The organism is Sphingobium sp. B1D7B (assembly GCF_025961965.1).
GTDB lineage: Bacteria > Pseudomonadota > Alphaproteobacteria > Sphingomonadales > Sphingomonadaceae > Sphingobium.
The window spans coordinates 2,623,022-2,635,095 of record NZ_JAOQOR010000001.1 but is presented as its reverse complement, the minus strand read 5'-3'; the positions used below and the strand labels follow the sequence as shown (position 1 = coordinate 2,635,095).

The following is a 12,074-nucleotide window of genomic DNA, read 5'->3' as shown; positions in this document are numbered from 1 at the left end:
CCTCCTTATGCGCCCGGCATCTTTGCCAGCATGTCGATATGCTTCTGGACGACCGGAGCGATCTCGCCCGCAGCAGCCTTGAGCGCCGGCGTGTCGCCGTTGGCGGCGTAACCCTGATGGAGCGCAAGCGCCGCTGCATGGGCTTCGCGTTGGGCCGTCAGGTAAGCCGTGGTGGCGGCAGTGCCTTCTGCAGCCTTGATGGCGTCCAGCTTGGCTTTCTGGTTGGCGTCGAGCGCCGGCGGCGTGACGGTCAGGCCCGCCTTTTCAGCCGCTGCCTTGAGCTTGGCGGTGGATTGCCCATGCGCATCGACCATCATGTTTGCGAAATCGGCAACCGGTTTGTCCGGATTTTTCGCGAGGATGGCGCGGGACGATTCGATTTCGAACAGGTCGCCCGCGCCTGCCTTGGCCAGATAGCCCGTCGCGTCGGTTGGCGCGGCGGACATCTCGCCCGGCGGCGGCGCGCCCACGGACATGTTCGTGGCATTGCCCGTCATGGCCATGTCGTTGTTGGTCATGGCTGTATCATTTGCCGGTGTGCTGCCCTGGCTGCACCCAGCCAATACACAGGCCGCCAACGGTATCGTAAAATAGAGTTTCATCATCCGTCTCCTTGCATGAGTCATGCGGCGACCCGGTCGAGCCCCGGTTTCAGCACCACCTTGGTCACTTCGTTCTGGTGATCATGGAACATCTTGTAGCCCTGCGCGGCTTCGCTCAGCGGCATGCGGTGACTGATGAGGAAGGTGGTATCGATCTTCCCCTCCATGATCGCATTCAACAGGCCCGGCAGATAATGCTGCACATGGGTCTGGCCGGTCTTGAGCGTCAGACCCTTCTCCATGAAGGCGCCGAGCGGAAACTTGTCGACGAAGCCGCCATAGACCGCCGGCATGGACACGCGGCCACCCTTGCGGCAGGCAATGATCGCCTGGCGGATCGAATGGGTGCGGTCGGTGCCTGTAAAGGTGGAGACCTTGATCTGGTCCCAGACATTGTCAGCGAAAAGGCCGTGCGCCTCCAGCCCAACCGCGTCGATACAGGCGTCGGGGCCAATGCCGCCGGTCATCTCCATCAGCGCCTCGTAGGTCTTGCTCTCCTCGAAGTTGATGGTTTCCGCGCCGAACTTTGCCGCCAGCTCAAGGCGGCGGGGGAAATGATCGATTGCGATCACCCGCTCGGCGCCCATCAGGAAGGCCGCCTGCACGCAGAACAGGCCGACCGGCCCGCATCCCCAGACAGCGACCGTATCGCCGGGCTCGATCTGCGCGAACTCGGCGGCCTGCCAGCCTGTCGGCAGAATGTCGGACAGGAACAGCACCTTGTCGTCGTCGATCCCGTCGGGAATGACGATCGGGCCAACGTCGCTGAACGGCACGCGAACATATTCCGCCTGCCCGCCGGCATAGCCGCCTGTCATGTGGCTATAGCCGAACAGCGCGCTCATCGGCTGGCCGTAGAGCGTCTGGGCGATATCCTGATTATCGGCCGGGTTGGAATTGTCGCAGGCCGAATATTGGTGCTTGCCGCAATGGTAGCAGCTCCCGCAGGCGATGGTGAACGGCACGACCACCCGCTGCCCTTTTTGGAGCGTCGAGCCGGGTCCGGTCTCGACCACCTCGCCCATGAACTCATGGCCGAGAATGTCGCCGGACTTCATCGTGGGAATGTAGCCATCGTAGAGGTGCAGGTCCGAGCCGCAGATTGCGGTGGATGTGACCTTGATGATCGCATCGCGCGGATTGATGATTTCAGGATCGTCCACGGTGTCCACGCGGACATCATGCTTGCCGTGCCAGGTGAGCGCGCGCATCAGGCCGTCTCCTCTTCCAGTTGCTTGTGCGTCCACGCCGACGTGGCGATCTCGCCGGTTTCCATGAGTTGTTTGAAGCGCCGCAGGTCGCGCCGGGCCTGAATGGCCGGCTCGCGCTGGAACATCTTGGCGATGACCTTGCCGATGAACCCTGCGGGGGGATCGTAGAGGATCGTCGCCGTAACCACGGTGCCGCGCGCGCCTGCATCGCGGAAATCGATGCGGCCGCTGTTCGGCACGTCGGCGCCCTCGGTCGAGGCCCATGCGATGAACGCGTCCGGTTGTTCTTCGGTGATGACGGCATCCCACTCGACGGTCCGGCCGCCTGGCGCCTTCACCACCCAATGGCTGGTAACATCATCGATCATGTCGACCCGCACGACATTGTCCATGAAGGTCGGCAGCCGGGTGAAGTCACGCCAGTAAGCGTACAGCTCCGCACGGGGGCGATTGATCGTCACGGAGCGGCCGACTAGACTGTCGCCTTTGGGTTCGACCAGGGTCGCCGCAGCCTCATCGACCGCGTGGCGATCTTTGGAGGTCGTCAGCGGTGCGTCGTCGCGCGCATCGGGCATTCTACTTCTCCTGTCGCGGGTTGGCTCAGTGAGCGTATGATTAGTCAACGCGTCTCAGCTGGGACCGTTGCCCACATATCGGACGAACTCCTCAGAATAGCGGCGGGTGATCATCGCCTGCTCGCTGGACGAGACGTCCTCCATCAGCTTGGGGAACCAGGTTCCCTCCTCGGAATAGATGTGATGGGCGACCGCGCCGCGGATATGCTCGAGCTTGTCGAGATAATCCTGGCTCATCGGGTCCAGCCGTTCCAGCAGACCCATCTCCATCTTGGCGGCGGATTGTTCCTGATAGGCAAGCTCGGCATGGCCGACCTGCTTGTCCGCGGCCAGCGCGGGATAGATCGCCGCTTCCTCCGCGATGGAATGGCCCGTGAGGAGCAGCGCCAGCCGCTCCTGCGCATCGCGACGCGTCTCGGCCGTGGCTGCGGCCTTCACCGCAGCGAACAGAGCCTCGATCTGCCGATGATGATCGAGAATATGCGCAAGCCAGCTGCCGCGCGTCGCAAGCTCCTCGGCCTTGGCCCGGGCCTCGGCCCGCGCCTCCTCGCTTTCGGGCGGGGTGACAGCGGCGATGACCTTATCGATGATGGACATGATTAATCTCCTTTTCGAAGGAACTCAGGCAACGGCATCGAGATCGACGAGCGGCTCGCGTGCCCAGAACCGCAGCGGCGCCAGCGCCGCGACGAATGCCGTCGCATCGGATTTGCTCTTGAGGGCGAAGCAGCCTTCATCGAGGTCGGGCATCAGACCGGCCTTGGTCAGCAGCGGCTCTGCTTCCTTGCTCAGGCCCATGAACTTGCAGTGGGCAAAAGCGTCCGTCACGAAGTCCTTCGCCGTGGCATCGAGCGCGAGCAACTGCCCGCCCTCGGCCGAGGCGACGACCGCGACGGCATCGAACAGGACCGAAGGCCCGCCATCCACCTTGTAGTGGGCGCCAAGGATCTTACCGTCCGACAAGGTGACCCCGCCGATCTTGGGGGCAATGAACTCGATCATCGCACCGGCTTCATCGACCGCATTGATGATCGCCTGGACGAGCGTCGCATCGGCGCCATCGGTCACCAGCAGGCCGAGCTTTCGGCCGGCAAAGCTCTGCGGCCCACGCTTGATGATGCTCAGCGCATCGGACGGCGCCAGATCCGTCCGCGGCTGCACCGCTGCGGTCGCCGCCTGCGGCATGGGAAGCCCCAGCCCGTCTGCGACGGTTGCCGCGAGGTCCGCATCGATGTTCAGCAGATGCGAAACCATGCGGGAGCGGATGTCCGGCCGCTCAACGCGGGAGAGCTCGAACACCAGCGCATCGCCGATATGCTTTTGCTCGATCAACGTCTGGCTCGCATAGAACTGCGTGGCCTGGCTATAATGATCGGCAAAGCTTTCCGGGCGAATGCGCAGCTTGTCGCCATCGGCCGGCTCCGCATAGCTCTTGAAGCCGCGCTGCGGATCCTCGCGCGGACCGCCGATTTCCGCGCCCCAGCTATTGGGCTCGTAATTGGCGCGACCAACGGGATTGCGCATCGCCATATGCCCATCCTGCTGGAAATGCGCGAACGGGCAGCGCGGGGCGTTGATCGGCAGATGCGTGAAATTGGGCGAGCCGAGGCGCTTGAGCTGCGTATCCAGATAGGAGAAATTGCGCCCCTGCAGCAGCGGATCGTTGCTGAAGTCGATGCCCGGCACGACATTCTGGGTGCAGAAGGCGACCTGCTCGGTCTCGGCGAAGAAATTATCGACCAGGCGATCGAGCACCAGACGACCCACGACACGGATCGGCACCAGTTCCTCGGGAATGATCTTGGTGGCATCGAGCACATCAAAATCGAAGCTGTCGGCGAATTCCTGATCGAAGAGCTGGAGACCCAGTTCCCATTCGGGAAAATCGCCGGCTTCAATGGCGGCCCAGAGGTCCCGCCGGTGGAAGTCGGGGTCGGCGCCGTTGATCTTGACCGCTTCGTTCCAGGCCACCGACTGAAGGCCCAGCTTGGGCTTCCAGTGGAACTTGACGAACGTCGACTTTCCTTCTGCATCGACCAGCCGGAAGGTATGGACGCCAAACCCTTCCATGAAGCGGAAGGAGCGCGGGATCGTCCGGTCGGACATGATCCACATGACCATGTGCATCGATTCCGGCGTCAGGCTGATGAAGTCCCAGAAGTTGTCATGCGCCGTCTGGGCCTGCGGAAAGGCGCGATCCGGCTCGGGCTTGGCGGCATGGATCAGGTCGGGAAACTTCATCGCGTCCTGGATGAAGAAGACCGGGATATTGTTGCCAACGAGGTCCCAATTGCCCTCCTTGGTGTAGAGCTTCACCGCAAAGCCGCGCACATCGCGCGCGAGATCGAACGAGCCCTTGGACCCGGCCACGGTCGAGAAGCGAACGAAGGCCTCGGTCCGCTCGCCTACCCGCTGGAAGAGATCGGCACGGGTGATGTCGGACAGGCTGTCTGTCAGCTCGAAAAAGCCATGGGCGCCATAACCGCGCGCATGAACCACGCGCTCCGGGATACGCTCATGATCGAAGTGGAACATTTTCTCGCGAAAATGGAAGTCTTCCAGCAGCGCGGGGCCGCGCGCGCCCTGCTTGAGGCTGTTCTGGTCATCGGAAACGGGAACGCCCTGCGCGGTCGTCAGCGTCGCGACATCACCGCCAGCGGTCTGCCGCGTCTCGCCACCCTCGCCCATCGGTCCTTCAAAAACAGGCATGTCCTCAAAGGCGGCATCTGCAGAAGGGCTGTTTGCCGATGACCGCTGCTGATCGGATTTCATCGGCGCACGGCCTTTCGCCGCACGCGTTGCCTGTTTCGCCATCGCGGTTCCTTGTCATTGCTGGGATGTGAACGAGTTCGTCTCGTGCTTCACCAACACGCCGTCCGGATGACAGTTGCCTGTTAAGGCTAGGAATTAACATTGATCATAGTGAAAGCCGATCGGGGCTGGATCGCCAGCGCGGCTTATCCGTTAGCCACTCGATGTTGATGGATCGCCTCCTTGCAAACCGCCGCGGCGTTGCCCTGACGCCGGAAGAACGAGCCGCGCTCGAAGACACGATTCTCGAGGTTCGCACCTTCGAGCCCCGCACGACGATTATCGAAGCGGGTCAGATTGTGGATGTCAGCAGCTTCCTGGTCGAAGGGATCATGTCGCGCTATATCGATGATCGCAAAGGCTTGCGGCAACTCGTCGCCATCCATGTGCCGGGCGAATTCGTCGATCTCCATGCCTACCCCATGCGTGAGCTGGACCATGCCATCGGCACGCTCACGACCGCGAGCATCGCTATTGTCCCGCACAAGGCGCTGAAGGAAATTCTCGATCCCCGGCCCGATCTGGCGCGCAAGCTGTGGTTCTCGACGCTCATCGATGCCGCGCTGCATCGCGCCTGGTTGTTCCGCGTCGGCCGGCTCGACGCGGTGGGGCGTGTCGCCCATTTCCTGTGCGAGATGAATGCCCGCCTGTATGCGGTGGGATTATCGGACGGCCATCGCTTCGTGCTGACCCTGACGCAGGGCGACATTGCCGAGATTTGCGGCCTGACCACCGTTCACACCAATCGGGTGCTCCGCCAATTAAGAGAAGCCGGACTGTGCGAGAGGCACGCCTCACTGGTCCAGATCAACGATTATGCCGGTCTGGCCCGCCGGGGCAATTTTTCATCAGATTATCTGTATCTCGCCCCCTGCGCAGATATCCAGCAAGGAGGACCAGCATGACTGTCCACTCCCCAATCGAGCCCTATGCCGAACCCGGCGTCGCCACGGCCGAGGAGGATCATGTCATCCTCGAGGGTCCGGGCGGGATCGCTGTAACCATGACGGCGGACGCAGCCGTTGCCACGGGCGAAAGTCTGATCGAAGCCGGCGAGGAAGCGCAAAGGCACCAGAAGACCAAATAACTGCGCGATCTCAGATGCCACGCAAGCTTGGACTGGGACGGCCACCGGCCGCGCCGAGCGCCGGTCGACTCCTCGCGGAGACCCCGGCGCCGGGAACGATGTCGACCGGATGGAAGTTTCTCTCCAGCGATAAGGACAACAGGTCGAGAGATGATGTTTCCGCAGGAGAAACCCTCAGAAGCTTATGCCGAGACCCTATCCCCGGCACTACCCGATGACATCATTGCGGCAGCCATGGCCGTGCTCGAAACCGCCAGTCAGGCGGAGATTGGGATCGCCACTGCAGAAAGTTGCACCGGGGGGCTGCTCGCATCGCTGCTGACCGATATCGAGGGGACCAGTAATGCCTTTGACCGGGGCTTCGTCGTCGACAGCAAGGATGCCAAATGCGATCTGCTCGGGCTCAGCCATAAGTTTGTCGAGGATTACAGCGCGGTGAGCGAACCCGTCGCGCGCGCGATGGCTGAAGGGGCCTTGCGCCGATCCAAAGCGCGACTGGCGATTGCGATCACCGGCTTTGCCGGCCCCGGTGCCTCCGACGATGAGCCGGGGCTGGTCCATTTCGCCTGCGCCGCGCATGGGGCGGATACGCGCCACAGCGTCCATCACTTCGGCGACATCGGGCGCGGCGCGACCAGGATCGAATGCCTGCGCGTTGCGCTTGCCATGTTGAGCGAGATGTTCGCCGAGGTGGTCGCCGATCCTCAGCAGGTCGCGTGAGGCCACCCATGGCGACACCGGCACCCGATGGCATCACGCAGGAGCATGAGAGCAACAGCCGGCGGGCCAATCCCTGGCCGCTGGTCCTGCTCACAGTGATCTTGGGCGCCGGTCTGACCGGCCTGTTTGCGGGGCAGGCCCCTGTCGTGCGCAAAAGCTCGAACGACCGCATCACCCTCCTCGTGCAAACGCCGGAAACGCTGCGCAACGGCATGGTTTTCGAGACCATCGTCGAGGTGACGCCGCGCAAACCGATCGGCGATCTGGTGATTGCCGTGTCGGATGACCTCTGGCGGGAGATGACGATCAACACGATGATCCCGGCCGCAAGCGAAGAACGTTACAAAGACGGCTCTCGTCAGTTCTCCTTCGGCGAGGCAAAGCCCGGCGAGACCTTCCGCTTCAAGATCGACGGGCAGATCAACCCGCCGCTGTTCGCCGGCACGCGCGGCAAGATCGCCGCCCTCGACGGGGACCGCGAACTCGCTGCCCTGCCCGTCCACATCAAGGTCTTGCCCTGATGGATATCATCCTGCGCGCCAGCGTGATGTTCTCCATCATGTACATGCTGCTCCGGCTGCTGGGCAAACGCGAACTCAGTCAGGTCACGCCGTTCGAACTGGTGCTGCTAGTGGTGATGGGCGATCTCGTCCAGCAGGGCATCACCCACAACGATCTCAGCATGACCGGCGCCGCGCTCGCCATTGGCACCATTGCCTTCTGGGCGCTGGCGCTGAGCTGGATCACCTATCTTTCCCCACGCGCCGAACGGCTGCTGGAAGGCGTACCGCGCGTGCTGATCAAGGATGGGGAACTGATTACCCCCAACATGCGCCGTGATCGCGTAACCCGGGCCGAGGTTGAAATCGAGATGCGGCTGGCTGGTATCGCAAACATATCCGAGGTCGCTTGGGCCATTCTCGAACCCAATGGCAAAATGAGCTTCATCGCGAAGAAGGAGGACGGGCCGGCCAAGCAGGAAGATGATGACAAGGCCGTTTGACCGGCTCCGCTGACCGCGCGGCCGATCTTTCCGGCTGAGCGAACGCGGCAGGGTTGCCCACGGGCCGGTGTCATTGTATCAGCAGGCCTGCTGATCAGACGAACTAATGTATTGGTTCAATCATGCGCATTCGCGACCACGCCGGTCTCACCCTATGAGGCCACACAACGAGACCCTAACTCGTCCCACAGCCCTGCTGCTGCAGCCCGGCGACTTGGCGCTCCCTGCCCGGCCCGAATGGCGCTCGTTCGCGCAGAGTTGGCATGACCTGCCCCGCGACATGTGGATGGCCGATGGCGGAACCTACCGCCGCCGCCGCTACGCTGCCTTTGAGATCGATGGCGACGCCTGCGCGCGCCTGCCGCATCGCTCCCATTATCAGGATCGCGATCACAATCGCTTGAATGGCGGCGTCGAACGCTGGTTTGCCCCCATGGCGGACGAACAGGCCGAGAGCGCGTTGTTGCAAGATCTGATGCGGGATACTGCGGCGCGCATTTCGCAGGCCAGCGGTTGCGAAGAGCACCCATGGATGGTCGAGGCCCATCAGTTTCGCATTGAGGCCCTGCCCGACCTCCCCGGCCTACCGACCCCTGAGGGGATGCATCAGGATGGACGCGACTGGGTGTTAATCCTGCTGGTCGGCGGCAGCAATTATTCCGGCGGCGAGACCCGCGTCGAAACTGTTTCGGGCGCGTGCCTGCTCGAACACCGGCTCGCGCACGCCGGCGAGGCGCTGCTCCTCGATGATGGAGAGGTGCGCCACGGAACCACGCCGATCCAGTCGGAAGCCGGGGATCTGCCGGCCTGGCGGGATACGCTGGTCCTGACCTTTGCGAACGCCGCGCGGCGCTGAGCGGCCGGCGTGGATCGCTTCTTCATCGTCACCGGCGGCCCCGGATCGGGCAAGACCACACTGCTCGATGCGCTGGCCCGGCACGGTATCGCGACCATGGCCGAGGCCGGGCGCGCGATCATCCAGCAACAGATGGCCGCAGGCGGCAGCGCCCTGCCCTGGGCCGACCGGGAGGCGTTTGCGGAGAAGATGCTGGCCTTCGACGTGACGTCCTATGAGACCGCAAAGGGACAATCCGGCCCGATTCTCTTCGACCGGGGCATCCCGGACGTGATCGGCTATCGCGCCCTGTGCGGCCTTCCCATTCCCGACAATTTGCACCGAACCGCCAGCGCGCACCGCTACAATAACGACGTCTTCATCGCCCCGCCCTGGGCGGAGATTTATGCGCAGGATGCCGAGCGCAAACAGGACTGGTCAGAAGCCGTGGCGACCCATGAGGTCATGGCCCGGGTTTATTCCGACCTTGGATATAATCTCGTGCCGCTACCGCTTACGACTCCGGACGAGCGCGGGGATTTCGTGCTGCGCAGGATCAGCGCCAACGCGTCAGCCTGACGACGATCGCCCATTACACCAGCCCCCGCGCGGCGCTGTCGCCGGCCGGCGTCAGCATTTCCACCACCTCATGAAGCGCCTGCTCGAGACGATCCCGTGACGGGATCGCGCCGAGGCACAGCCGCACGCCCGAGGGCGCACAGGGATCGACGGCCGGCGCATCGGGCGGGGTGAGCGCAATGCCGGCACGCAGGGCGCGGGCGCTCAGGCGCTCGGCATCGAGCATCGGCATCGGCATCCACACATGCAGGCTGCGCGCCGCGCCCGGCACGGCCATGGCCTTGCCCAGAATGTCGCGGGCAAGCTGTGTCCGCATCTCCGTCTCTGCGACCAGCTCGTCGGCGATGCGATCGGCCGTGCCATCCTGCTCCCACTGGCTGAACACCAGACCGCCCAAGGACGGCGGCGTATAACCAAAGGCGCGGACACCGAGCAGCAATCGGTCGCGAACCCCGGCATCCGCCGGCGGCAGCAGAAAGCCGAGGCGAAGGCCGGGCGCGACGGCCTTGGACACGGCGGCCACCATCAGCGTGCGCTCGGGCGCCAGATCGGCGAAACTCTCCGGGGCGTCCCGATCCGCGAAGACACGATAGGCATCGTCCTCGACGATCATCAGATCCCGCGCGCGCGCCACCTCGATGATCTCTGCGCGTCGCGCGGCATCGAGCGTGATGGTGGTAGGGTTCTGCAGGGTCGGGATCAACACCACCACCCGCGCACCGGTCTCGCGGGCGGCGCGGGCCAGTGCCTCAGGTTCGAGTCCGCGTTGATCCATGGCGACACCGCGCAGGCGATAACCAGCGTGATCGGCCAGCGTCCGGATGCCGGGATAGGTAGCCGCCTCGCACAAGATCGTATCGCCGGGCCGCGCCAGCGCTGCGAAGGCCAGCGCAAGGCCGTGTTGGCCGCCATTGCACTGGATCACGCGATCCCGCGTGGCGAGCTGAACGCCATGGCGACGGCGGAGCCAGGAGGCTCCGGCCTCCCGGATGGATTCTAGCCCCTCGGGCGGGGCATAATTGACGGCTGTCGCCAGATCCGCGCGCTGTCGCACACGGCTCAACCCTTCACCGATCCAGCGCTCGGCAGGCGCGAGCGGCGGAATGTTGCGCGCCATGTCCAATGGCCCGCCCGCCTCGGCCGGCGATTGCGGCCGCGCTCGGTCCGCGACGAAGGAACCGCGCCCGACATGGCTGGAGATAAAGCCCCGCCGTTCCGCCTCGACATAAGCGCGGCTGACCGTCCCGACACTCAGCGCCAGGCGATGGGCAAGGTCGCGCTGCGGCGGAAGGCGATCCCCCGGGACGAGCCGCCCCTCGCGCACATCGCGCTCCAGCGCTGCCACCAGACGCTCATACATCGGCGCGTCGTCGCCCGACACCTCCGGCCGCCAGTCCTTCATCCATCATCCTCGCTCGATTGAACCGGTGCAATATCACATTTGACACATGGATCAATCGCGATCATTTCCGGAAGCGGGAGATCATCATGGATACCAGCCTGCTCGCGCCTTTGGCGCTTTATAGTTTCGTCTGCACGGCCACGCCTGGCCCCAATAACATCATGCTCGCCTCATCCGGGCTGGTGTTCGGATTCCAGCGGACACTGCCCCATATCTTCGGCATCAATTTCGGTTGTGCGGCGATGCTGGCCTTGAGCGGGCTGGGCCTTGGCGCGATCTTCGAAGCCTGGCCGATCCTGCGCTGGGTGCTGCGCATCGGGGGCGCAGCCTATCTGGCCTGGCTTGCGGTGAAACTCTGGCAGTCCGAAGGCATGGCCCGGCGTGAAGGCGCGCATCCGATGACCTTCTGGCAGGCGGCGGCCTTCCAGTTCATCAATCCCAAGGCATGGGCCATCACCGTGCCGGCCATTGCCACCTTTACCGTGCCGGACCGTCCGCTGGGTCTGCAGCTTGCGGTGATCGTCGCGGCTTTCTCGCTGATCGGCCTGCCCTCCATCGCGGGCTGGGCGGCCATGGGCGCCGGCGCGCGCGAATTGCTCGAAAGTCGCAAGGCCATGACCATGTTCGTGCGGACCATGGCCATCATGACGGCGCTCACCGCTCTGCTGTTTCTGATCTAGGGAGATAGGCGCATGACACGCGACGAAATGATGCGCTTTGCGACCCAGTGGATCGCCAACTGGAACGCGCGCGATCTGGAGGCCGTGCTGGCGCACTTCGCCGAGGACGCGCGCTTCATCAGTCCCTTGGCCAAGGAGATTGCCGGCTCGCCCATTATCGAGGGCAAGGCCGCGTTGCGCGCTTATTGGTCCGATGCGCTTGCGGTCACCACGGACATGCACTTCACCCTCCTCGCGGCGGTGTGCGACATCGAGGCACAGGTGCTGGACGTCCATTATCTCGCGCAACGCAATGGCCGATCCCGGCGCGCGCTGGAGACGATGCGGTTCGTGGATGGCAAGCAGGTGGAAGGCGAGGCCTTTTTCGGCATCGATCTCACAGCCTGATAGCAGGCGCGGTTGCCAAAGCCCGCGCGAGCGTCTAGCAGGCTCCGTACATCAAGAGTTGGGGCGACGCCCAACGCCAACCTGCCAATCCGGGCAAGGTGGCACTCCGCAAGGAGGATGTGGCCGAACGGCAATTATGCGGATCAAGCCACTCAGCGTCGACCCGGACAAGGACCGACGCA

Annotated in this window: 15 protein-coding genes and 1 riboswitch; of the genes, 9 read left to right on the top strand and 6 right to left on the bottom strand. The window is 63.8% G+C overall.

The features are described from left to right. Positions 1-5 precede the first annotated feature (5 nt). From M2336_RS12270 to M2336_RS12250, 5 genes are all read right to left on the bottom strand, one after another. On the bottom strand, positions 6-518 hold the full coding sequence (locus M2336_RS12270; RefSeq protein WP_264572742.1) for a DUF4142 domain-containing protein: 513 nt from the start codon (positions 516-518) through the stop codon (positions 6-8). Positions 519-622: 104 nt separating this feature from the next. After that, positions 623-1,813 carry a zinc-dependent alcohol dehydrogenase gene (locus M2336_RS12265; RefSeq protein WP_264572741.1) on the bottom strand — a complete coding sequence of 397 codons (1,191 nt, stop codon included), beginning with the start codon at positions 1,811-1,813 and terminating at the stop codon, positions 623-625. Next, on the bottom strand, positions 1,813-2,388 hold the full coding sequence (locus M2336_RS12260) for an SRPBCC family protein (protein ID WP_264572740.1): 576 nt from the start codon (positions 2,386-2,388) through the stop codon (positions 1,813-1,815). The genes M2336_RS12265 and M2336_RS12260 overlap by 1 nt, the downstream gene beginning before the upstream one ends. Before the next feature lie 54 nt (positions 2,389-2,442). Continuing rightward, on the bottom strand, positions 2,443-2,985 hold the full coding sequence (locus tag M2336_RS12255) for a hemerythrin domain-containing protein (protein ID WP_264572739.1): 543 nt from the start codon (positions 2,983-2,985) through the stop codon (positions 2,443-2,445). Positions 2,986-3,009: 24 nt separating this feature from the next. Further along, positions 3,010-5,097: a catalase gene (locus M2336_RS12250; protein ID WP_413715932.1), complete on the bottom strand. Its 2,088-nt coding sequence runs from the start codon at positions 5,095-5,097 to the stop codon at positions 3,010-3,012. A 266-nt stretch (positions 5,098-5,363) separates the two neighbouring features. Between M2336_RS12250 and M2336_RS12245 the strand changes: the two genes are divergently transcribed. The 7 genes from M2336_RS12245 (at position 5,364) to M2336_RS12215 (ending at position 9,423) form a co-directional block, all read left to right on the top strand. Continuing rightward, positions 5,364-6,104 carry a Crp/Fnr family transcriptional regulator gene (locus tag M2336_RS12245; RefSeq protein WP_264572738.1) on the top strand — a complete coding sequence of 247 codons (741 nt, stop codon included), beginning with the start codon at positions 5,364-5,366 and terminating at the stop codon, positions 6,102-6,104. Further along, positions 6,101-6,286 (top strand): hypothetical protein, encoded by a 186-nt coding sequence (locus M2336_RS12240; protein WP_181559564.1) that lies wholly within the window; start codon positions 6,101-6,103, stop codon positions 6,284-6,286. The genes M2336_RS12245 and M2336_RS12240 overlap by 4 nt, the downstream gene beginning before the upstream one ends. Before the next feature lie 150 nt (positions 6,287-6,436). Then, entirely contained in the window at positions 6,437-7,006 is a 570-nt protein-coding gene (locus tag M2336_RS12235; protein ID WP_264593033.1) for a CinA family protein, read from the top strand. An 8-nt stretch (positions 7,007-7,014) separates the two neighbouring features. Next, positions 7,015-7,527, top strand: coding sequence for a hypothetical protein (locus M2336_RS12230; RefSeq protein WP_264572736.1), 513 nt, complete (start codon positions 7,015-7,017; stop codon positions 7,525-7,527). Then, positions 7,527-8,009 carry a DUF421 domain-containing protein gene (locus M2336_RS12225; protein WP_264593032.1) on the top strand — a complete coding sequence of 161 codons (483 nt, stop codon included), beginning with the start codon at positions 7,527-7,529 and terminating at the stop codon, positions 8,007-8,009. Before M2336_RS12230 ends, M2336_RS12225 begins: the two co-directional genes overlap by 1 nt. Positions 8,010-8,115: 106 nt before the next feature. Next, positions 8,116-8,865, top strand: a complete 750-nt coding sequence (locus M2336_RS12220) for a 2OG-Fe dioxygenase family protein (RefSeq protein ID WP_319801643.1) — start codon at positions 8,116-8,118, stop codon at positions 8,863-8,865. Between the two features lie 9 nt (positions 8,866-8,874). Beyond that, positions 8,875-9,423 (top strand): AAA family ATPase, encoded by a 549-nt coding sequence (locus tag M2336_RS12215; RefSeq protein ID WP_264572733.1) that lies wholly within the window; start codon positions 8,875-8,877, stop codon positions 9,421-9,423. A 13-nt stretch (positions 9,424-9,436) separates the two neighbouring features. Here the strand turns inward: M2336_RS12215 and M2336_RS12210 are convergent, their stop codons facing one another. Beyond that, on the bottom strand, positions 9,437-10,825 hold the full coding sequence (locus M2336_RS12210; RefSeq protein WP_264572732.1) for a PLP-dependent aminotransferase family protein: 1,389 nt from the start codon (positions 10,823-10,825) through the stop codon (positions 9,437-9,439). Positions 10,826-10,911: 86 nt separating this feature from the next. Between M2336_RS12210 and M2336_RS12205 the strand changes: the two genes are divergently transcribed. Continuing rightward, complete coding sequence (locus M2336_RS12205) at positions 10,912-11,505, top strand: LysE family translocator (protein ID WP_264572731.1); 594 nt, start codon at positions 10,912-10,914, stop codon at positions 11,503-11,505. A 12-nt stretch (positions 11,506-11,517) separates the two neighbouring features. After that, positions 11,518-11,892: a nuclear transport factor 2 family protein gene (locus M2336_RS12200; protein ID WP_264572730.1), complete on the top strand. Its 375-nt coding sequence runs from the start codon at positions 11,518-11,520 to the stop codon at positions 11,890-11,892. Positions 11,893-11,935: 43 nt separating this feature from the next. Continuing rightward, positions 11,936-12,040, top strand: a riboswitch (SAM-I-IV-variant riboswitch). Positions 12,041-12,074 lie beyond the last annotated feature (34 nt).

What these genes read in the sequence shown, in the direction of transcription:
- M2336_RS12270 (WP_264572742.1), bottom strand. Translation starts at nt 518, where the DNA reads ATGACCAACAACGACATGGCCATGACGGGCAATGCCACGAACATGTCC.
- M2336_RS12265 (WP_264572741.1), bottom strand. Translation starts at nt 1,813, where the DNA reads ATGCGCGCGCTCACCTGGCACGGCAAGCATGATGTCCGCGTGGACACC.
- M2336_RS12260 (WP_264572740.1), bottom strand. Translation starts at nt 2,388, where the DNA reads ATGCCCGATGCGCGCGACGACGCACCGCTGACGACCTCCAAAGATCGC.
- M2336_RS12255 (WP_264572739.1), bottom strand. Translation starts at nt 2,985, where the DNA reads ATGTCCATCATCGATAAGGTCATCGCCGCTGTCACCCCGCCCGAAAGC.
- M2336_RS12250 (WP_413715932.1), bottom strand. Translation starts at nt 5,097, where the DNA reads ATGCCTGTTTTTGAAGGACCGATGGGCGAGGGTGGCGAGACGCGGCAG.
- M2336_RS12245 (WP_264572738.1), top strand. Translation starts at nt 5,364, where the DNA reads ATGTTGATGGATCGCCTCCTTGCAAACCGCCGCGGCGTTGCCCTGACG.
- M2336_RS12240 (WP_181559564.1), top strand. Translation starts at nt 6,101, where the DNA reads ATGACTGTCCACTCCCCAATCGAGCCCTATGCCGAACCCGGCGTCGCC.
- M2336_RS12235 (WP_264593033.1), top strand. Translation starts at nt 6,437, where the DNA reads ATGATGTTTCCGCAGGAGAAACCCTCAGAAGCTTATGCCGAGACCCTA.
- M2336_RS12230 (WP_264572736.1), top strand. Translation starts at nt 7,015, where the DNA reads ATGGCGACACCGGCACCCGATGGCATCACGCAGGAGCATGAGAGCAAC.
- M2336_RS12225 (WP_264593032.1), top strand. Translation starts at nt 7,527, where the DNA reads ATGGATATCATCCTGCGCGCCAGCGTGATGTTCTCCATCATGTACATG.
- M2336_RS12220 (WP_319801643.1), top strand. Translation starts at nt 8,116, where the DNA reads ATGTATTGGTTCAATCATGCGCATTCGCGACCACGCCGGTCTCACCCT.
- M2336_RS12210 (WP_264572732.1), bottom strand. Translation starts at nt 10,825, where the DNA reads ATGAAGGACTGGCGGCCGGAGGTGTCGGGCGACGACGCGCCGATGTAT.
- M2336_RS12205 (WP_264572731.1), top strand. Translation starts at nt 10,912, where the DNA reads ATGGATACCAGCCTGCTCGCGCCTTTGGCGCTTTATAGTTTCGTCTGC.
- M2336_RS12200 (WP_264572730.1), top strand. Translation starts at nt 11,518, where the DNA reads ATGACACGCGACGAAATGATGCGCTTTGCGACCCAGTGGATCGCCAAC.